Source organism: Sedimentibacter hydroxybenzoicus DSM 7310 (assembly GCF_013403245.1).
In the GTDB taxonomy this organism is placed as follows: Bacteria; Bacillota; Clostridia; order Tissierellales; family Sedimentibacteraceae; genus Sedimentibacter; species Sedimentibacter hydroxybenzoicus.
On the sequence record NZ_JACBNQ010000004.1, the window covers coordinates 42,077 to 62,042 of the forward strand.

Sequence of the window (19,966 nt, forward strand, 5' to 3'; positions counted from 1 at the left end):
ACTTTTTTTAATACTAACATTGCATATCAGCATTGTCAACAGACAGACTGCCGATAAAGCTAAATTGACAATAAACTGTCAATTCGGATTATTTAGCAGCTATTTACAAAATAAATCTTTCAAAAATATATAAGAAATGTTAAAATATATATAGATGATTCGGAAAGGGTGAAATAATGGAATACCAATTAAAATTGAATGAGCTATATGAAAATTTAACTTCTTGTACACGTGGAAATATTCTTAAAGATGAACCTTTAAAAAATCACACATATTTTAAAATAGGCGGTCCTGCAGCAATATTTGCAGAGCCTGAAGATACAGAAGATTTGAAAACAGCATTAAGCTTAATAAAAAAACATGAAGTAAACTGCTTTATCATGGGAAACGGTACTAATTTACTTGTTTCAGATTGCGGCTATAATGGCATTGTAATAAAAATAGGAGAAAAGTTTAATTACTTTCACAGAGAAAACAATATAGTTACAGCCGGAGCAGGTGTCTTGCTTTCAGTACTTGCTAAATATGCAGCCAGAGAAGGACTTGCAGGATTTGAATTTGCCGGAGGTATTCCCGGATATTTAGGCGGTGCCGTATATATGAATGCAGGCGCCTATGGCGGAGAAATGAAACAAATTGTTAAAAGCGTCAAATGTATGGATTCAGACGGCAATATAAATATCTTTTCAAATGAGGATATGGAGTTTGCTTACAGGCACAGTAAGGTCAGCGATTCGGAATATATTGTTCTTGAAGCCGAATTAGAGCTTGCTCCCGGAGATAAGGATGAAATTGCTAACCTTATTAAAGATTTGAACGAAAGAAGAATTTCTAAACAACCGCTTCATCTGCCAAGCGCCGGAAGCACATTTAAAAGACCTGAAAACGGATATGCATCAAAGCTTATCGAAGATGCCGGTTTAAAGGGGTTAATTCATAAAGGAGCGATGGTTTCAGATAAGCATTGCGGATTTATAGTTAACATAGACAATGCAAGCTGTGAAGATGTGCTGGAACTGATGAGGATTGTTGTGAGCACCGTAAATGATAAATTCGGCGTAAAGCTTGAGCCGGAAGTTAAAATAGTAGGAACTAAATTATGAAAACAATAGCAGACTATCATATACATTCAACATATTCAAGACGAAATCACGGAAAATCAACAATTGAAGAAATTGTCGAGAGAGCTGTAGAACTTAACCTTAAGGAAATCGCCATAACAGACCATGGTCCTAAGCATTATCTGTACGGAATAGAAGAAGAAAGAATACCCGAAGCAAAAGAAAAAGTATTGCAAATGCGTAAAAAATATCCCCAAATCAAGATATTGTTAGGTGTAGAAGCAAACATACTGAGTTATGACGGAGCGACGGATATTTCAGCAAATGTAATAAAACATTGCGATATAATTTTGTGCGGTTATCATATGGGTGCATTGTTTTCTTCCGCTAAGGATGCTCTGAAATTCCTCGTAAAAAATAAATTAAGCACAAATATGGCAGACGCAAATGCAATGGCTCTGGCAAATGCAATGAAAAAATATAATATAAATATTTTGACGCATCCGGGTGATAAAATCCCATGCAATATTGATATTGTAGCTAAGACCGCAGAGGAAACCGAAACAATTTTAGAAATAAATAACAGTCACGGTCATTTAAACGTGGAAGAAATTAAAATTGCTTCTAAATATAACGTTAAGTTCGTTATAAACAGCGATTCTCATATAAAAGACACTATAGGCAGCTATGAGAACGGTCTGAAAGCAGCCATGGATGCAAAATTGGATTTGGACAGAATAATTAATTTGAAATAGAAAGGCAGGAGAATATGGAATTTGTAATCATAACAGGAATGTCCGGTGCCGGTAAAAGCCAGGCAATTAAAATATTGGAAGACTTAAATTATTATTGTATGGATAACATGCCTCCTGCTCTTTTACCCAACTTCGCAGAGCTTTGTGTCAGTTCATCCAAGGACGTAAACAAGGTTGCGGTAGTTGCGGATATCAGAAGCGGTATTTTTTTCAAGGATTTATTTAACAGTCTGGAAATCTTAAGAAGTAAGGGTATTTTATACAGGATTCTTTACCTTGATGCATCTGATGATGAGCTTGTTAAACGTTATAAGGAGCAAAGAAGACCTCATCCGTTAAGTGCGACAGGAACGATTATCGATGGAATTCAGGAAGAAAGATATAAATTGGAGGAAGTTAAAAAACGTTCGGATTATATTATAGACACTACAAATATGAAGCTTGGACAATTAAAAGAAGAGCTTCACAATATTTTTGTGCAGGGTAATATTTTATACAATTTAAATATAACCCTGATGTCCTTTGGTTATAAATACGGGATTCCTCAGGATTCAGATTTGGTTTTTGACGTAAGATTTTTACCGAATCCATTTTACATTGAAGAATTGAAGGATTTCACCGGTAACGATAAGAATGTTCAGGATTATGTCATGAGCTTTGATTCATCGGAAGTATTTATTGATAAGCTTGTTGACATGCTTTTATTTTTACTGCCTCATTATGTAATTGAGGGGAAAACTAATCTTGTTATATCCATTGGGTGCACGGGAGGAAAGCATCGGTCGGTAACTATCACCAACCGTATTGCATCAATCCTTAGCGGACAAAATTACAGAATTATCGTAAATCACAGGGATATAACAAAGCAGAAGAGGTAGAATATGAAAATAGTTGTTTTTGGAGGGGGTACGGGTTTATCCGTACTGCTCAGAGGACTTAAGCACTATACAAAGGATATATCAGCTATAGTTACCGTGGCGGATAACGGCGGCGGCTCGGGAGTATTAAGGGAAGATCTTGGAATGCTGCCTCCCGGTGATATGAGAAACTGCATTATTGCTTTGGCAGATATAGAACCGATAATGCTTAAATTAATGCAGCACCGATTTAAAGACGGTTATTTAAACGGACAAAGCTTCGGTAATTTATTTATTGCGGCAATGTATGAAATTTTCGGAGATTATGAGCACGCATTGAAGGAGATAGGCAGTATTTTCAGATTGTCCGGCAAGGTACTTCCGATGACATTACAGGATACGCAGCTCAAGGCATACTTAAGCAACGGAGAGTGTATAGTAGGAGAAAAGGACATACCCGAATTTGCTACTAAGACAGACAGCAAAATAGACAAGGTCTCTTTAGTACCTGATATTTGTATGCCTTTGGATGAAACGGTAAGGGATATACAGGAAGCCGATGTTATTATTATAGGGCCCGGAAGTTTGTATACCAGCGTAATGCCTAATCTGTTGGTCAAAAGTATACCCGATATGATAACAAATTCGAAGGCAACGGTTTTTTACGTATGCAATCTTATGACACAGCCCGGTGAAACAGATAACTACAATGTTCTCGACCACGTAAATGCAATAATTAAGCATAGCAACAGACATATAATTGATTATGTTATTGCCAATGATGAGCTCATACCTGAAGAACAAATAGAGAACTACAAATACAAGGGCTCTGCTCAGGTCATAATTGATAAGGAACAGATAAAAACTCTTGAAGAAATGAATATCAGGGTTATAAGCAGCAATTTTATCGAAATCAGAAAAAACTACATTAGACATAATTCGGGAAAAATAGGACAATTGTTGTTAAATTACATTAATGAAAAAAATAATCAACAAAGGAAGTAATCTAATGTATAAATCAAAAGTAGATGAATCTCAGTTAAATATAATTGACGGAATGATAGACTGGGTAAGGGTTGTAGATAAAAACAATGTAGTTCTTTATGCAAACAAAAAGATGAAAGAGGATTTAGGAGATATAACAGGCAAATTATGTTATGAAGTCTTTTGCTCGGAAGGCAGGTGCGACTATTGTATATCAAAGTCTACGCTCCATGACGGTTCAATCCTGCACAAGGAAGCAAATATCAACGACAGGACGTACATGGTTATTTCATCGCCCATAAAGGACAAATCTGACGAAATAATATGTTCGGTTGAAGTTTTCAGAGATATTACAAATGAAAAGGAATTAACAAGAAAAGTCAGGGAAAAAAATGAAAAAATGAGTGAGGACATAAATTTTGCAAGAAATATGCAAATAAGGATGCTTCCTCCAAAGGGCATGTACAATGGTTTGAAACTTAATTATTTATATGAATCCTCCGAGCAGCTGAGCGGTGATTTTTTTGACGTGTTTAAAATTGATGAGGAGAATACAGGGGTTTATATTTGTGATGTTGTGGGGCATGGTGTTACCGCCTCTCTTTTGACTGTCTTTGTCAGACAATCCTTAAGAACCATAGCAAAGGGTAACATGGAGCTTAATAAAATAATGAAGGAGCTGCACAAAACATTTCTTTCATTAAACCTTGATTATGACAGATATTTTTCTGTTTTTTTAGGAATCTATAATAAAACAACTCATGAGTTTAAGTACATAAACGCAGGTCATAATTCGGAGCCGATACTGCTGAGGAGCAAGGGTGAAATCACCCTGTTAAATGCTAAGGGTTATCCGATAGCCAATATATTTGATAATGTAAAGTATGAAGTTAAATCAATAGACTTGCATGTAGGCGATAAATTGTTTCTTTATACTGACGGTATAACAGAAGCTGCCAACAGCGAGGGTATACAGTACGGTATTGACAGATTAATTGATATAATTAAAAAAAAGGGAAATATTCTCGATAATTTAAAAATTTCATTGGACGATTATTGTAAGGCTCACAAGGATGATTATGCCATATTGATGGCAGAGATTATTTAAAAAATTACAGCTCTTATTTGCGAATTACACTAATAAAGAAGGGGAATTAATATGGAAAATATTACACTAAATTTAGATGGAAGCTTTATAAGCAAGCAGGAAATGGAAAATATAAAGTCAGAAATTATTGCCGCCCACGAGCTGTTATTAAACAGAGAAGGTGTCAGCAGTGATATGACAGGCTGGATTGATTATGTTGATAGAATAGGCGATGAGTACGAAGAAATCATGAGTGCCAAGGAATATATAAAGGATAAATGTGAAGCTTTTATAGTTCTTGGTATAGGAGGATCGTACTTGGGGGCAAAGGCTGCCATAGAAGCAATAAGAGGAGACTTTCACAACGAAATAGAAAAACCTGCAGTGTATTTTGCAGGACAAAACTTAAGCGGCTCTTACTTAAAGAAATTAAAAGAAGTAGTAAGCAATAAGGAAATATGCTTAATTGTAATTTCGAAATCAGGGACAACCATCGAAACTGCTTTATCATTCAGAGTATTAAAGGAATTAATGGAAGAAAAGTATATGGATGAATCAAAAAAACGTATATTTGTAGTAACCGATAAAAACAGAGGTGCACTTAAAAAGATATCGGATTTAAATGGCTACAAAACATTTGTTATACCTGATGACATAGGAGGAAGGTATTCGGTTATAACTCCTGTGGGATTATTACCGATGGCTTTTGCAAATCTTAATGTGCAAGAATTTCTTAATGGGTTGAAATCAGGCGCTGAAGAGTATAAAAACAGCTGCTTTGATGAGAATATATGCTGTCAGTATGCCGCAGCAAGAAATATATTAAACAGAAGGGGCAAGGAAGTAGAAATTTTGGTAAATTATGAGCCTTCCTGCATATCTATTGCGGAATGGTGGAAACAGCTGTTCGGTGAAAGTGAAGGGAAGGAAGGAAAGGGACTTTTCCCTGCTTCATTAAACTTTACTACTGATTTGCATTCAATGGGTCAGTTCGTCCAGGAAGGACGAAAAATTATATTTGAAACAACTCTCAACATAGAAAACAGAAGGGATGATATGGTTGTTCCTTTTGATGATAGGGATTTTGATGGATTAAATTATATTTCAGGTAAGCCATTCAGCTACATAAACCAGAAGGCGTTTGAAGGTACATTCATGGCACACAGTGAAGGAGAAGTTCCCGGCATAATAATAAATGTTCCGGAAATGAACGAATATTACTTAGGTAAGATTTTTTACTTTTTTATGATGTCCTGTGCCATCAGTGGGTATACTAATAACATTGATCCGTTTACACAGCCCGGAGTTGAGCATTATAAAAAAAATATGTTTAGCTTATTGGGAAAAAGGTAAGTATAATAATAGCAGGGCGTGACTCGAATCGGGTTTAAGGCGCCACAGAGGAGAACGAAGACGTATGATAAAATTAGGAGAAATGCAGGAACTGACGGTAACTCAGAAAAAAGATTTTGGAGTTTATCTGAAGAGTACGGACAGCGAAAAATCAGAGGACAAAGTACTGCTTCCCATAAAGCAGGTACCGGCAGACACCGAGATAGGTGACAAAATAAATGTTTTTGTTTACAGGGATTCAGATGACAAAATAATTGCAACAGTAAAGAGACCAAAGTTAGTAATGGGTGAAATAGCTTACTTAAAGGTTGTGCAAATAACAAGAATAGGTGCTTTTATGAATTGGGGATTGGAAAAGGATTTATTTCTGCCCTTCAAGGAGCAAATAGGTGAAATTAAATTAAACGGTGAATACTTAGTGGGACTTTACATCGACAAGTCGGACAGATTATGCGCCACGATGAATTTATTCAAGGTTTTAAGAACGGACTCCCCATACAAGGTGAATGATAATGTAAAGGGAACTGTTTTTAGCTTAAAAAGAGGTTTAGGTGCCACTGTTGCCGTAGACGGCAAGTATTTAGGCTTAATACATGAAGGTGAAATCCTGAAGCCGTTAAGACCGGGAGATGTTGTTGAGGTAAGAGTAAGTCACATAAAAGAAGATGGTAAGCTTGATTTAAGCCTGAAGGATGCTCCGAAGCTGCAAATAGATAAGGATGGAGAAAAAATATTAAGCATACTAATTAAAAATAAGGGATTTTTATCAATTAATGATGATACAGACCCGGAAACTATTAACAAAGTACTGGGCTTAAGCAAAAGCTCCTTTAAAAAAGCGGCAGGACGTCTTATGAAACGGAAAGTTATCGAAATGAGCCGAAATGGTATAAAGTTATTAAAATCAAATAATTTACCCCAAAGGGAAAAATATGCAAGAGGCAAAAAGTAAGCTTAGCTTGACAAAATCAACATTTGGAAGTACTATAATAAGTGCTTTATGAGTAAAACACATAAATATACATAGAGGAGGAAATTATGTCTACACCACACAATAGCGCCGCCAAAGGTCAAATAGCGGAAACGGTTTTATTGCCGGGAGATCCTTTAAGAGCAAAGTTTATTGCGGAAAATTTTTTGACTGATGTAGAACAATTCAATACAGTCAGAAATATGTTTGGATATACAGGCACATATAATGGCAAAAAGGTATCTGTAATGGGAACAGGAATGGGATGTCCTTCCATAGGAATTTATTCTTATGAATTAATACATATGTATGGAGTGAAAAATTTAATCAGAGTGGGTTCATGCGGAGCATTTGACCCGAAATTGAATTTGTATGATATTGTATTGGCAATCGGTGCGAGTACCGATTCAAATTATGGATCACAATATAAGCTGCCGGGTATTTATTCCGCAACTGCTTCATGGGAGCTTCTATCAAAGGCAAAAAAGGTTGCAGATGAAAACAATATAACGGCTACGGTTGGAAATGTATTGACTTCGGATGTTTTTTACGGAGATGATATGGACAGTTGGAAGAGCTGGGCGAAAATGGGATTACTGGCTGCCGAGATGGAAAGCTACGCACTATACTGCAATGCAAACAGAGCGGGGGTAAATGCACTGACGATACTTACGGTATCAGATTCCATTGTAAATCAAACAGAAACAACTCCTGAACAAAGAGAAAAGGGATTCAAGGACATGATGAAAATTGCACTTGAACTGGCATAAATTATCGTCCTGAACAGACTTGTCATTCTGAGCGATAGGGAAGGATTTCATGTAATAGGAAGAGAGGCACACCTTTAGTTTAGGGATAGTCTTTGGAGTATAAGGAATGTCCCCGTCAAACATAAGATTCTTCGGACTTGTCTCTGAATGACAAAAAAAGAAAGAGGTTATTGATGAAGAAAAAAGCATGGGAAATGGCATACGATTTATTTTCTAACGCGAAGCCTACCGTTTTAGAGGAAGGTGAACAGGGTTGGAGTGCTTTAAAAAGTGTTGCTGACTTTTATGACAACATATTAAGCTTAGACTGGAAAAGCAACGTTCCGGGTTCCGGAGCACCTGAGGTAGTGATGATTGCAGCAGTGCAGGCTCTTGAAAACAGAGGATATACCATTGATAATGCGTATACGCTATTAGAGAAAGGCATTAAGGCACATGAAAACAATGATAAGGTTCTGCTTCAAAAAATATCCGCAGAGCTTAGAAATGAATTTTTGAATGCCAGAAAAAATGAAGAATCAGACTATTGGAAATATAAATATTATAATAGTTATGAAGAATATAAAAAAGCCGTAAGCTTCCCTGAAGCCGTAAAGGTAGATATAAATTCGGAAAAATTCAAGGATCAGATAAAAGCTGCATGGATGTCGCAATTAATCGGTGCGGCAATGGGTACAATGGTTGAGGGATATACTTCTAAAAATCTGTTTGAAGCATTTGGAAATGTAACGGAGTATATAAGAGAGCCAAATACATACAACGATGATATAACATTTGAAATTGCATTTCTTGATGCATTCAAGGATAAAGGATACGACGTTACGAGCAAGGATATTGCACTTTCCTGGATAGGTCTTATACCTGTGGGATGGTCTGCGGAGGAATTGGCTTTAAGAAATATACGAGCAGGAATGATGCCTCCTGAAAGCGCAAAGTGGAACAATCCTTTCAATGAATGGATTGGCGCACAAATGAGAGGTGCAATATGCGGTATGGTTGCTCCGGGAAACCCTGAGCTTGCTGCGAAGCTTGCGTGGATTGACGGCGAGGTATCACATATTAACAACGGAATATTGGGTGAAGTGTTTAATGCAGTCATGATATCGATGTCATTCATAAATGATGATGTTAAGGATATAGTTAAAAAAGCTGTTTCATTAATACCTTCCGACAGTGAATATTATTCTGTAGTGAGCTTTGCCTATGACTGCTGTATCAAATATGATAATTGGCAGGATGCACTTAAAAAATGCGAAGAAAAATATATAAAATACAACTGGATACATGCTTATCCCAACGCATGCTGTGAAATAATCGCACTTATGTATGGTGAAGGTGATTATGACAAGACCTTAAACATCATAACCATGTGCGGAATAGATGCAGACTGCAATGCAGGTATGATTATGCCTGTACTGGGAATTCAAAAGGGAATGCGTATCATTCCAAAGCGACTGATTTCTCCGGCATTTAACAAACTTACAACTTATATGAGATATTATGAGGAAATTGAGCTTGAGACATTGGTTGATGATACTTTAAGATACATAAAAAAAAGCACTTTAGGAGGAATTTAAGAAAATGAAAAAGATATTTGCGTTATTGCTTGTAGTTGTTATGATTTTTTCAATGACTGCGTGCGGACAAAGCGGAGAAACAAAGGCAGAATATAATGCAGCATTATTATTAAACGGAAATTTAGGAGACAAATCATTCTTTGATTCAGCCAACCAAGGATTGGAAAAATTAAAAGCTGAATTGGGAGCTGATAAATTTGATTTCAAGGTTGAACAAATGGGAGCTAAGCCCGAAGATGAACCGAAGTGGGAACCTACATTGCTTGAATACTGTGACAAAAAAGAATATGACGTAATAATAGTAGGAACATGGCAGATGTATGACGCATTAGCAAAAGCTTCAAAAGAATTCCCGGATCAGAAATTTATATTCTTTGATGAAACATTTGATTTTTCATCGGGAGAACACAAAAACATTTACAACGTACTTTACAAACAAAATGAAGTATCATTCCTGGTAGGTGCGGCTGCTGCATTGATGACAACTGACGGATCACTTCCGATGATCGATCCTTCAGACAGTAACATTGGATTCCTTGGCGGTATGGAAAATCCTATAATCAATGACTTCTTAGTTGGATATATTCAAGGAGCAAAAGAAGTTAATCCTGATGTAAAAGTTAAAATTGCTTACGTAGGCGATTTCTGGGATTCAGCTAAAGGAAAAGATTTAGCTTTGACTCAGTACCAAAGCGGTGGAGTAGATATCGGCTATAACGTAGCAGGTGCTGCCGGCTTAGGACAAATAGAAGCGGCGGCAGATGCAAATAAATATGCATTCGGTGTTGACTCCGACCAGGCTGCATTATTGCCTGAAATGGCTGAATTCATTCCAACTTCAGCACTTAAGAATGTAGGAAACTCTATAATAAGAGCTATTAAGCTTGATTTGGAAGGTAAGCTTGAATATGGTGTAGCTGAATCCTTAGGATTTTCAGAAGGCGGAGTTGAAATAGTGAAGGATGCACACTATGAAAAAATGGTACCTGAAGCTATCAGAACACAATTAGATGAATTAGAGCAAAAGATAATCAGCGGAGAAATAGTTGTTGATACAGCATTGGGAAAATCAACTGAAGAAATTCAAGCTATAAAGGATTCTGTACAATAATATACAGAATGACAGTCAGGGGGTAACCCCTGACTGTTACTTAATAATTAATGATTAAAAATTGCCTGCTTGAGCCTGCTACAGTCGTCAATTTTTAATTATTAATAATAACCAACTAACGGAGGAAACGAAAACTATGAGCCATAACGTGCTTGAGATGAAGAATATAATGAAAATTTATCCCAATGGGATAGTTGCCGTCGAAGATGTTACCTTGGAACTTCAAAAGGGAGAGATACACGCTTTGTTGGGGGAGAACGGAGCAGGTAAAAGTACCCTGATGAAGGTTTTATTCGGACTTGAATCACCTGAACAAGGGCAGATTTTTTTAAATGGCGAAGAAATACAACTAAAGTCTCCCTTAGAAGCAATCAAAAAAGGAATTGGTATGGTTCATCAGCATTTTATGCTTGTTTCTTCATTGACGGTTGCTGAAAATATAGTTCTTGGTATCGAACCAAAGAAAAGCATTTTTGTTGATATGAACAAAGCTATTGATATCTCTAAAGAATTAGCAAAGAAATATAATTTTGATATAGACGTTACACAAAGAGTTGAAGAGCTCCCTGTTGGAATAAAGCAAAAGGTTGAAATATTGAAGGCACTTTACAGAGGTGCCGATATTTTAATATTAGATGAGCCTACTGCGGTTCTCACTCCTCAGGAAACGGAAGAATTGTTTGTACAGCTTAAAAAATTAAAAGAATTGGGACACACATTAATATTTATATCCCATAAGCTTGATGAAATAAAAAGCATATGCGACAGAGCGACCATAATGAAGAGCGGTAAAAGCAAGGGAACATACAAGGTAAGTGAAATATCCACAAATGAAATGTCTAAGCTCATGGTTGGAAGAGACGTTGTGATGACCTTTGATAAAAAGCCGTTAAGTTTAAAGGAAACTGCATTGAAGGTTCGGAACTTGATAGTTGAAGGAACCACAGGTGTGGTAAGGGTTGACGATCTATCCTTCGATGTAAAGCAAGGTGAGATTTTCGGCATAGCCGGTGTTGAAGGAAACGGTCAGGGACACCTTGTAGAGGCGTTGACAGGACTTACAAAGAAATATTGCGGCGATATATTAATATTTGACCAGAATATCAGCAATAAGAATATAAACGAAATCCGAAAATTAAAGGTATCACATATACCCGAAGACAGAATGACCTTGGGATGTGCGGCTAACATGAATATTATGGATAATTTGCTTTCAAACCAATATCAAAGCTCCGAATATTCCGGTCGTTTTATGCTTAAATTAAAGAAAATCGAAGAAAGAGTAAATAAATTAATAAAGGAATATTTGATTAAATGCAAATCATATAAGCAAAACGTCGGAATGCTGTCCGGAGGAAATATACAAAAAGTGGTTGTTGCCAGGGAATTTTCAACAGAACCGAAAATTATAATTGCAAACCAGCCTACGAGAGGTATAGATGTGGGAGCGGCATCATTTATAAGGCAAAGAATTATCGAATTCAGAGATGCAGGGTGCGCTATAGTACTTATTTCGGCAGACCTGAATGAAGTGTTTGAACTCAGCGACAGGCTTGCTGTAATGTATAAGGGTAAATTTTCCGGTGTCTTTACGGACGTAAAAAAACTTACGGAAGAAGAATTGGGTAAATACATGCTGGGAATTAAAAAAGATGAAGTTTTGGAGGGCATAATATATGAATAGCAGTAATAAATTTGATATATTGCGTATGGTACTGGCTGTCGGTATCGCATTGTTAATTTCATTCTTAATAATTTTAATTGCCAGCGACGAGCCGTTAAGGGCTATATTGGAGTTATTGACCGGACCTTTAAAGAGTACAAGAAGCTTCGGCAATGTTATTGAAAAAATGATTCCGTTAATATTTACGGGCGTAGGCATAAGCATTATGTTTTCCGCTAATCAGATAAACCTGGCAGGTGAAGGCTCTTTCCACTTGGGAGGCTTAGTCGCAACCTACATAGCACTTAATGCGGCTATCCCTATGGGATTAAGTCCGTGGGTATGCGTATTGGTGGCAGGATTTTTGGGTTCCTTGGTCACTGCGGTTCCGGCGGTAATGAAAATTAAGACGGATTCCGATGTATTAGTTTCATCTCTAATGATGAATTACATTATAGTTTTCTTTGCAAATTATGTGCTGAACTATATTTTAAGAGACCCGAAGGCAGGTGCGGTAGTATCATTTGCGATACCGGCTCATATTCAGCTTAATTCAATTATTCCCGGAACAAGAATACATCTGGGATTATTTATTGCATTGGCAGTGGCATTTTTCGGCTATGTATTATTATATAAAACTAAAATCGGTTATGAAATTCGTATAACCGGAGAAAATATGGATTTTGCAAAATATTCGGGAATAAACGTTTTAAAGGTTACCTTAATATCGCAGCTCATAGGAGGATTTATATTCGGTGTTGGAGGCGGTGTCGAAATTCTCGGCATGTATAGTCGTTTTTCATGGACTTCATCCCTGGGATACGGTTGGGATGCCATTATTATTACAACATTGGCGAAAAAGAATCCTCTGTATGTTCCTTTTGCGGCGTTTTTTCTTGCATATTTAAGAACGGGAGCTTCCAAAATGTCAATTGCCACAAACGTACCAACCGAAATTATTACGGTAGCTCAAGGCATTATAATACTGTTGGTTGTTGCGGAACAGTTTTTAAGCAAGTATAAACATAAAATGATTGCGAAAGAAGCAAGACTCTCTTTAAGCAACGCTAAGGAGGCAGAATAATGATAGTAGATGCGATTTTATCACCGGAATTTCTGAATGCCACACTGAGGGCCACAACCCCCATACTTTTTGCAACATTGGCAGCTGCCGTAGCAGCAAAATGCGGAATTATTAATATGGCCCTTGAAGGAATTATGCTGTTTTCTGCATTGTTTGGTGTTTTGTTTTCTGCAATGTTCCAAAGCGGTATATTAGGGCTTCTCGCAACGATGGTTATGGGCGGTTTGATTGGTCTTTTATTGGCATTTTTCGTGCTTAAATTGAAAACAGATGAAATTTTAGCGGCAATAGCCATAAACTTAATTGCAAACGGAGCAACAATTTTAATACTTCTTATGCTATCAGGGGACAGAGGCGTTTCATCCTCGGTAAAGTCAGTTCCTTTACCAAGAATCAGTATACCTGTTATAGAAAACATACCGTACTTAGGTGCGGTTATATCTAATCAAAATGTATTGACGTACGTATCATTGATAATGGTTGTAGTAGTCCACATATTTTTATATAAAATGCCTTTAGGACTCAGAATCAGAGCTGTGGGAGAAAATAAGAATGCCGCGGAATCAGTAGGTATAAGCTCTAAGAAAATACAGTATATTGCTTTGGTTATAAGTGGTGTATTGGCGTCAATGGGGGGCTTCTTCCTGTCAGGGGGATATATGACATATTTCACAACCGGTATGACTGCGGGAAGAGGTTTCATTGCTTTGGCGGCAAGCTTCATGGGAGGCAATACCCCTGTCGGAGGTTTTTCAGTATCTCTTCTTTTTGGAGCATCTTCGGCATTGTCCAACATACTTCAGCTTGGAAACTGGCCGTATGAAATTATACAGATGCTTCCGTATATTACAACGATTATCGGTTTGGCAATTTACAGCTACGTAAGAATGAAAAAGAGACAAAAATTAAGCGACAGAGGATGACAATAAGTTATTTAAGGAGAAACTGCTATGAACAAACGTAACATAATAATTGACTGTGATCCGGGTATAGATGATGTGGTTGCACTCTGCTTTGCATTTGCAAATGAAGATAAATTTAATATATTGGGGATTACTACGGTTGCAGGCAATCAAACGATAGAAAAAGTAACAAAAAATACAATCGGATTAATGTCATTTCTTAATAAAGATATAAAAATAGCACAAGGAGCAAAGTGCCCTTTAATAAGGGAAAAGCGTCCTGCAATCAATGTTCACGGAGAAAACGGAGTTGGAGATTATGAATTTCCCCACACGAAGAAATTATATTCAAACAATGCGGTACTCTTTTTAAGAGATACAATAATGTCTTCCGGGGAAAAGGTAACGCTGGTTCCCATCGGTCCATTGACTAATATTGCACTGCTCATCAAAACATTCCCGGAAGTTGTAGAAAATATAGAGCTCTTATCTATTATGGGCGGTTCGACAACAGTAGGCAATACTACGCCTGTTGCGGAATTTAACGTATGGGCTGACCCTGAAGCGGCAAGAATAGTTTTTGATTCAAAGCTTCCCATCGTTATGAGCGGATTAAATGTTACTCATTCAACGGGGCTTTTCAGAGAAGATGTTAATGAGCTTTTAAAAAGCAACGGCAGAGTTACTAAAATGTGCGGAGACATATTGAATTTTTATTTCCGAGGCGACCATGTTAATAACGGAACATTCACTCCGATACATGATGCCAGTGCTTTTATGTATTTAATTCATCCCGAATTATATACCTACAGACACATGGATGTAAAGGTTGACTGCTCAGAGGAATTAAGCAGAGGAAACACCGTATGTGACGTAAGAGAATGGATTAATTACGATGAGTCGTATCCGAAGGTTTTAACAGGTGTAGACCTTAACAAATTCAGGGAAATACTGCTGGAAGACCTGAAAAAATTAGACTAAAAGACCCAATGACCCAAAGGGGACTGACCCAAAGGGGACGGTTCTCTCTGGGTTAAAACAAGGAGATTATTATGGGAAAAATTGTTGTTGTAGGTTCAATTAATGCAGATATGGTTTTTACTTCCGATATCAGACCAAAAGCAGGCGAAACCGTACTTGGAAATACTTTTTCGCTGATACCGGGCGGTAAGGGTGCCAATCAGGCGGTAGCAGCAGCCAAATTAGGTGCTGAAAGTTTCATGGTTGGTTGTGTAGGTAACGATCCAAATGGAGAATTTTCGATAAACAACCTTAAATCCATGGGAGTAAACACGGATTGTGTTGAGATATTAAATGATGTCAGTACCGGTGTAGCCAATATAGTTGTTGCGGAAAATGACAACAGCATTATAGTGATAGCGGGGGCTAATACTTATCTTACAGAGGATATTATAGATAAATACAAGGATGTAATAAAATCAGCAGATATGGTTTTAATGCAGCTTGAGGTACCTTTAAGCACCGTTGAATATACATTAAGTCTGTGCAGTGAAAATAATGTCAAGGTTCTTTTGAATCCGGCACCTGCTGCAAAACTAAACGGCAATATTATCAGTAAAGCAACTTATATAACTCCGAATGAACACGAGCTTAAGCTGTTGTTTGGTGAAAATAGTACAGATGAAATATTGGAGCAGTATCCCAATAAGCTTATAGTTACAATGGGTTCGAAGGGAGTAAAATATTTTGATGGACAAGAAATCAAACTTATACCTTCTTATGAGGTTGAAGTTGTTGATACGACAGGGGCAGGAGACACATTTTGCGGAAGCCTCGGGTCAGCTCTTGTAAGAGGTGAAAGCTTAGAAGAAGCAATCAGATTTGCAAACAAGGCAGCCGGTCTCTCAATAACTAAATTGGGTGCGCAAAGCGGAATGCCTACCTTGGAACAATTGGGTTAGGAAGGAAAAACTAAAAAGAAGTATTAAAAATAAAAAAGTACATATAAAATGAAAAAGAACTATGCGAATAGTTCTTTTTCATGTCTTTTGAAATATCTTAATATAATTATTGCAATATCTATATTAAATATTATTTCGTAAACAAATATTATGCTAAAGTAACATTGTTAGCTTGAGGTCCTTTTTGACCATCAACTATATCAAAGTTTACTTTTTGGCCTTCTTCAAGAGTTTTGAATCCATCTGAAGTTATTGCAGAGAAATGTACGAATACATCTTTGCCATCATCGCAAGATATAAAACCAAAACCTTTTTTTGAATCAAACCATTTAACTGTGCCTGTTTTCATTAAAAAAATCCTCCGATATTAAAAAAGATATCTGTATTGTAACAGTTTTCCATTAAAAATGCAATACATATTTATTAAAAAAATGATAAATAATTTTCATAATTAAGATATGCTTAGAATTTAAAGCATAGTTTAGACAATAAGAAAAAAAGAAAATGTTTTTCTGCAGAAAATTATGTGCATAAATATTAGTGTTTTGACATGATATGCGCAATTTATCACTAATGCCGATTATCTTCCGGGAATATATTTAGTTTGAATTAGTATTAATAAATATTTGAAATTAATTTAATGCTTTGATATAATACATATATCATACCATCGCCTCGGCAATGCAAGCGAGCTTGCGCTGCACTCGGCTCAGATATGATATAATGAACTGAGTATAATTGAAACATTAATATGGCAAAATTAATATTTAGGGGAACATATGATAAAGCATTTTTTTAAGATATTTTTTGCATCGGTTATTTTTCTTACGGTTGTATTGAGTGTGACTGCTTTAGGATATATTGTTTTTGTCGATAAGGACATGGTTATTGGAAAAATTCAAATAAGAGAAACAAATAAAACAATAAGCACGTCAAGTATATATGAGTCAAGTACGTTTGATTACAGCACGACCGTTGGCAAGCTTGCTAAAAACAGTAAACGATTTAATGTTCTCGTAGTTGGACTTGAACATATGAGAACAGATACTATAATGGTTGCAAGCTATGATACGGAAAGTAAAGATGCGGATTTAATATCTGTACCGAGAGATACATATTATCCGAGAAATACAGATGATGAAGCAGAATTTAAAAAGATTAATGCTGTTTATTCTCAGGAAGGAATAGAAAGCTTGACCGCATCTGTTCAGAAATTGCTTGGAATACCTATCGACAAATATGTAATTATAGATTATGAAGCAGTAATTTCATGCGTAGATAAATTAGGCGGTGTTGAGGTGGATGTTCCGTTCCATATGGTATATTCAGACCCATATGATAAGCCACCGCTATATATAGATATACCTGAAGGCAGGCAGCTGCTTGATGGCGAGCAGTCTTTAAAATTCTTAAGATACAGGAAAGGATACAGCAATCAAGACTTGGGCAGAATTGAGGCACAGCAGCAGTTTATAAAATCAGCAGCCAAGAAAGCTCTGGGATTTGAGCTCCCATCTCTTATAAGAGAAGCATATTCGTATATAGATACTAATTTAAATGTAACTGATTTAGTCAGCTTAGCCGGCAGCTTAATAGGATTTTCAACAGATAATATAAGTATGCATACCCTGCCCGGAAAAGAAGCACCATTAGAAGGTTTGTCATTTTATTTACCGGATAATGAAGATATAGCCGAAATGGTATTAAATATGTACAGTACGACAGAAAACAAACCACAAAACAATTGATTAAAGGCGGAAACTAAAAATGAAACAGTTTTTTAAAATATTTATATTTTCATTTATAATATTTTCCTTAGTGGCAACAACAGGAATATATACTTATACTAAATATTTATCACCCATAGATCCCGATGACATCATAATCGGTGAAGAAGATAATTCAGAAGATGAGGATGATGATTCGGCTCAAACTCCTTTAGAAAAAGCAATGAAGGACAGTAAAAGAATAAATGTTCTGTTGGTTGGACTGGAAGGTCCGAGATCAGATACAATAATGCTGGCAAGCTATGACAGAAAAACGAAGGAAGCAAACGTCATATCGATTCCGAGAGATACATATTACTACAGAGAGGGATATGAAAAATATTCAGACGTGCAGAAAATTAACGCTGTATACGGTATGGAAAAGGAAGGAATTCATGCTTTGATGAAAGCAGTTGAGGAATTGACGGGAATTCCTATCGACAATTATGTCACAATTGAATATGATGGACTTAAGGCTGCCGTGAACGCAGTAGGAGGAGTTGAGTTTGAAGTTCCGTTTCATATGAGATATATTGACCCATACGATAACCCTCCACATGGATTTGTTATTAATGTTCCTGCCGGCAAACAGCTTATTAAGGGTGATAAAGCATTGGAACTGTTAAGATTCAGAAAATCAAATATTGATGGATACAGGAGCTATCCCAACGGTGACCTTGGCAGAGTTCAGACACAGCAGCAGTTCATAAAGGCTGCCGTAAAAAAATCATTGAGCTTAAAACTTCCGAGTGTAATAAGTGCAGTGTATCCCCATGTTAAGACAGACTTGACTTTAAGTGATATGCTGGGTTTGACCAAGGATGTAATAGGATTTTCAACAGAAAATTTAGAAACCATCACACTTCCCGGTACTGACAGGATGCTTGGCAAATATTCCTTTTATTTAGCTGACGGTGAGAAAATAACAGAACTGGTTTATGATATGTATAATGTGAATTTGACTGCAAATTCAGAGGATGCAAGTAATGAAGATGATAGTGTGGCACATGCCAACGAATAATAAACGGGGACATTCCTTCAACCCGCAAAGGGTAACCATAAAGGGAAGGTGTGTCCCCATACCTATTAAGGGGGAAATTATGAATAAACCAAAAAAATTAAATTTCGGAGATAAGGTTGCTGTAGTGGCACCCTCTTCGGCAACAGATTTAAAATCGGTAGAAAGCGGGGAACTGAAGCTAAGAAGCTTGGGGCTAAACCCCGTTATGTTTCCGACATGCTATACTAATTACGGTCATTTGTCCGCAAAAGATGAAGAGAGGGCAAAGGATATAAACGACAGCTTCAGGGATGACAGTATAAAAGGTATAATATGTCTTCGCGGAGGATACGGAACACCTCGCATATTAAATATGCTTGATTATGAAATGATTAAGAAAAACCCCAAGGTGTTTATGGGATTCAGTGATATAACATCACTGCACGTTGCCTTTAATCAGATGTGCGACATGGTTACATTTCACGGACCCATGGCTACATCCAATTTTGCTAAGATTAAAAACGACAATGTAAGCTTTGAATCGTATACATACAACAGCTTGTCAAAAAATATTTTTACCAATGAACCTGTAGGACTTTATATAAATCCTCCCGGGGAAGAACTCATCAGTTACAATGACGGTACGGCTGAAGGGCTGATCACAGGCGGAAACTTGACGCTTTTAGTATCAACCTTGGGCTCGGAATATGAGCTTGATGCAAGAGGTAAAATTATTTTTATAGAAGAAATCGGAGAGCCCATATATAAAATAGACAGAATGCTTACATCCTTAAGCTTGGCAGGAAAGTTTAAAGATTGCGAAGCCGTTATATTCGGGACATTTACTAACTGCAACAGAGAAGAAAAAGCGTATGAAGGCGGTCTGGATTTAACCTTAGAAGAGGTAATTAATAATACGGTAGTACCTTTCAATAAACCTATTATAGGTAACTTCAGGGCCGGACACAATTTCCCCCAGCCAACAATTCCGCTTGGCACTCACGTCAAGTTAGACGCTTATAATAATAAAATAATATTTATGGAAAGCGGAACATGTTAGTTCCCTTTTTGTTCCGGGACTTACAATTAATCTCATATAATGGA

General features: G+C 36.8%; 19 protein-coding genes. 18 read left to right on the forward strand and 1 reads right to left on the reverse strand.

Going from position 1 to position 19,966, the window contains the following annotated elements; all coding sequences use genetic code 11:
* Positions 1-176 precede the first annotated feature (176 nt).
* From murB to rbsK, 15 genes are all read left to right on the forward strand, one after another.
* Positions 177-1,103 carry a UDP-N-acetylmuramate dehydrogenase gene (murB, locus tag HZF24_RS06030; protein ID WP_179237395.1) on the forward strand — a complete coding sequence of 309 codons (927 nt, stop codon included), beginning with the start codon at positions 177-179 and terminating at the stop codon, positions 1,101-1,103.
* The gene (locus tag HZF24_RS06035) at positions 1,100-1,816 is read left to right on the forward strand and encodes a PHP domain-containing protein (protein WP_179237396.1); all 717 of its coding nucleotides are present in this window, start codon (positions 1,100-1,102) and stop codon (positions 1,814-1,816) included. Before murB ends, HZF24_RS06035 begins: the two co-directional genes overlap by 4 nt.
* A 14-nt stretch (positions 1,817-1,830) precedes the next feature.
* Positions 1,831-2,694, forward strand: a complete 864-nt coding sequence (gene rapZ / locus HZF24_RS06040; protein ID WP_179237397.1) for an RNase adapter RapZ — start codon at positions 1,831-1,833, stop codon at positions 2,692-2,694.
* Positions 2,695-2,697: 3 nt separating this feature from the next.
* Entirely contained in the window at positions 2,698-3,678 is a 981-nt protein-coding gene (locus HZF24_RS06045) for a gluconeogenesis factor YvcK family protein (RefSeq protein ID WP_179237398.1), read from the forward strand.
* 4 nt (positions 3,679-3,682) lie between these two features.
* Positions 3,683-4,765 carry a SpoIIE family protein phosphatase gene (locus tag HZF24_RS06050; protein WP_179237399.1) on the forward strand — a complete coding sequence of 361 codons (1,083 nt, stop codon included), beginning with the start codon at positions 3,683-3,685 and terminating at the stop codon, positions 4,763-4,765.
* A 51-nt stretch (positions 4,766-4,816) separates the two neighbouring features.
* On the forward strand, positions 4,817-6,097 hold the full coding sequence (locus tag HZF24_RS06055; protein ID WP_179237400.1) for a glucose-6-phosphate isomerase: 1,281 nt from the start codon (positions 4,817-4,819) through the stop codon (positions 6,095-6,097).
* Positions 6,098-6,161: 64 nt separating this feature from the next.
* A complete protein-coding gene (locus HZF24_RS06060; RefSeq protein WP_179237401.1) occupies positions 6,162-7,049 on the forward strand; it encodes a CvfB family protein in 888 nt (295 codons plus the stop codon).
* A gap of 86 nt (positions 7,050-7,135) precedes the next feature.
* Complete coding sequence (deoD, locus tag HZF24_RS06065; protein ID WP_179237402.1) at positions 7,136-7,837, forward strand: purine-nucleoside phosphorylase; 702 nt, start codon at positions 7,136-7,138, stop codon at positions 7,835-7,837.
* A gap of 173 nt (positions 7,838-8,010) precedes the next feature.
* Positions 8,011-9,414, forward strand: coding sequence for an ADP-ribosylglycohydrolase family protein (locus tag HZF24_RS06070; RefSeq protein ID WP_179237403.1), 1,404 nt, complete (start codon positions 8,011-8,013; stop codon positions 9,412-9,414).
* 4 nt (positions 9,415-9,418) lie between these two features.
* A complete protein-coding gene (locus tag HZF24_RS06075; protein ID WP_179237404.1) occupies positions 9,419-10,525 on the forward strand; it encodes a BMP family ABC transporter substrate-binding protein in 1,107 nt (368 codons plus the stop codon).
* 136 nt (positions 10,526-10,661) lie between these two features.
* Positions 10,662-12,209: an ABC transporter ATP-binding protein gene (locus HZF24_RS06080; RefSeq protein ID WP_179237405.1), complete on the forward strand. Its 1,548-nt coding sequence runs from the start codon at positions 10,662-10,664 to the stop codon at positions 12,207-12,209.
* Complete coding sequence (locus tag HZF24_RS06085) at positions 12,202-13,272, forward strand: ABC transporter permease (RefSeq protein ID WP_179237406.1); 1,071 nt, start codon at positions 12,202-12,204, stop codon at positions 13,270-13,272. Before HZF24_RS06080 ends, HZF24_RS06085 begins: the two co-directional genes overlap by 8 nt.
* Complete coding sequence (locus HZF24_RS06090; RefSeq protein ID WP_179237407.1) at positions 13,272-14,195, forward strand: ABC transporter permease; 924 nt, start codon at positions 13,272-13,274, stop codon at positions 14,193-14,195. The genes HZF24_RS06085 and HZF24_RS06090 overlap by 1 nt, the downstream gene beginning before the upstream one ends.
* Positions 14,196-14,222: 27 nt before the next feature.
* Positions 14,223-15,155 (forward strand): nucleoside hydrolase, encoded by a 933-nt coding sequence (locus HZF24_RS06095; RefSeq protein ID WP_179237408.1) that lies wholly within the window; start codon positions 14,223-14,225, stop codon positions 15,153-15,155.
* A 71-nt stretch (positions 15,156-15,226) separates the two neighbouring features.
* Positions 15,227-16,096, forward strand: a complete 870-nt coding sequence (gene rbsK, locus HZF24_RS06100; protein ID WP_179237409.1) for a ribokinase — start codon at positions 15,227-15,229, stop codon at positions 16,094-16,096.
* 148 nt (positions 16,097-16,244) lie between these two features.
* On the opposite strand, the gene HZF24_RS06105 is transcribed toward rbsK, so the two are convergent.
* On the reverse strand, positions 16,245-16,445 hold the full coding sequence (locus HZF24_RS06105; RefSeq protein ID WP_179237410.1) for a cold-shock protein: 201 nt from the start codon (positions 16,443-16,445) through the stop codon (positions 16,245-16,247).
* A 430-nt stretch (positions 16,446-16,875) separates the two neighbouring features.
* Here HZF24_RS06105 and HZF24_RS06110 point away from each other — a divergent pair, with 430 nt between their 5' ends.
* The 3 genes from HZF24_RS06110 (at position 16,876) to HZF24_RS06120 (ending at position 19,922) form a co-directional block, all read left to right on the forward strand.
* On the forward strand, positions 16,876-17,844 hold the full coding sequence (locus HZF24_RS06110; RefSeq protein WP_179237411.1) for an LCP family protein: 969 nt from the start codon (positions 16,876-16,878) through the stop codon (positions 17,842-17,844).
* A gap of 19 nt (positions 17,845-17,863) precedes the next feature.
* Positions 17,864-18,883: an LCP family protein gene (locus HZF24_RS06115; RefSeq protein WP_179237412.1), complete on the forward strand. Its 1,020-nt coding sequence runs from the start codon at positions 17,864-17,866 to the stop codon at positions 18,881-18,883.
* Positions 18,884-18,962: 79 nt separating this feature from the next.
* Positions 18,963-19,922, forward strand: coding sequence for a S66 peptidase family protein (locus HZF24_RS06120; protein WP_179237413.1), 960 nt, complete (start codon positions 18,963-18,965; stop codon positions 19,920-19,922).
* Positions 19,923-19,966 lie beyond the last annotated feature (44 nt).

What these genes read in the sequence shown, in the direction of transcription:
- HZF24_RS06050 (WP_179237399.1), top strand. Translation starts at nt 3,683, where the DNA reads ATGTATAAATCAAAAGTAGATGAATCTCAGTTAAATATAATTGACGGA.
- rbsK (WP_179237409.1), top strand. Translation starts at nt 15,227, where the DNA reads ATGGGAAAAATTGTTGTTGTAGGTTCAATTAATGCAGATATGGTTTTT.
- HZF24_RS06055 (WP_179237400.1), top strand. Translation starts at nt 4,817, where the DNA reads ATGGAAAATATTACACTAAATTTAGATGGAAGCTTTATAAGCAAGCAG.
- HZF24_RS06070 (WP_179237403.1), top strand. Translation starts at nt 8,011, where the DNA reads ATGAAGAAAAAAGCATGGGAAATGGCATACGATTTATTTTCTAACGCG.
- HZF24_RS06080 (WP_179237405.1), top strand. Translation starts at nt 10,662, where the DNA reads ATGAGCCATAACGTGCTTGAGATGAAGAATATAATGAAAATTTATCCC.
- HZF24_RS06120 (WP_179237413.1), top strand. Translation starts at nt 18,963, where the DNA reads ATGAATAAACCAAAAAAATTAAATTTCGGAGATAAGGTTGCTGTAGTG.
- HZF24_RS06075 (WP_179237404.1), top strand. Translation starts at nt 9,419, where the DNA reads ATGAAAAAGATATTTGCGTTATTGCTTGTAGTTGTTATGATTTTTTCA.
- HZF24_RS06095 (WP_179237408.1), top strand. Translation starts at nt 14,223, where the DNA reads ATGAACAAACGTAACATAATAATTGACTGTGATCCGGGTATAGATGAT.
- HZF24_RS06035 (WP_179237396.1), top strand. Translation starts at nt 1,100, where the DNA reads ATGAAAACAATAGCAGACTATCATATACATTCAACATATTCAAGACGA.
- HZF24_RS06090 (WP_179237407.1), top strand. Translation starts at nt 13,272, where the DNA reads ATGATAGTAGATGCGATTTTATCACCGGAATTTCTGAATGCCACACTG.
- murB (WP_179237395.1), top strand. Translation starts at nt 177, where the DNA reads ATGGAATACCAATTAAAATTGAATGAGCTATATGAAAATTTAACTTCT.
- HZF24_RS06085 (WP_179237406.1), top strand. Translation starts at nt 12,202, where the DNA reads ATGAATAGCAGTAATAAATTTGATATATTGCGTATGGTACTGGCTGTC.
- HZF24_RS06045 (WP_179237398.1), top strand. Translation starts at nt 2,698, where the DNA reads ATGAAAATAGTTGTTTTTGGAGGGGGTACGGGTTTATCCGTACTGCTC.
- HZF24_RS06110 (WP_179237411.1), top strand. Translation starts at nt 16,876, where the DNA reads ATGATAAAGCATTTTTTTAAGATATTTTTTGCATCGGTTATTTTTCTT.
- HZF24_RS06105 (WP_179237410.1), bottom strand. Translation starts at nt 16,445, where the DNA reads ATGAAAACAGGCACAGTTAAATGGTTTGATTCAAAAAAAGGTTTTGGT.
- HZF24_RS06060 (WP_179237401.1), top strand. Translation starts at nt 6,162, where the DNA reads ATGATAAAATTAGGAGAAATGCAGGAACTGACGGTAACTCAGAAAAAA.
- rapZ (WP_179237397.1), top strand. Translation starts at nt 1,831, where the DNA reads ATGGAATTTGTAATCATAACAGGAATGTCCGGTGCCGGTAAAAGCCAG.
- deoD (WP_179237402.1), top strand. Translation starts at nt 7,136, where the DNA reads ATGTCTACACCACACAATAGCGCCGCCAAAGGTCAAATAGCGGAAACG.
- HZF24_RS06115 (WP_179237412.1), top strand. Translation starts at nt 17,864, where the DNA reads ATGAAACAGTTTTTTAAAATATTTATATTTTCATTTATAATATTTTCC.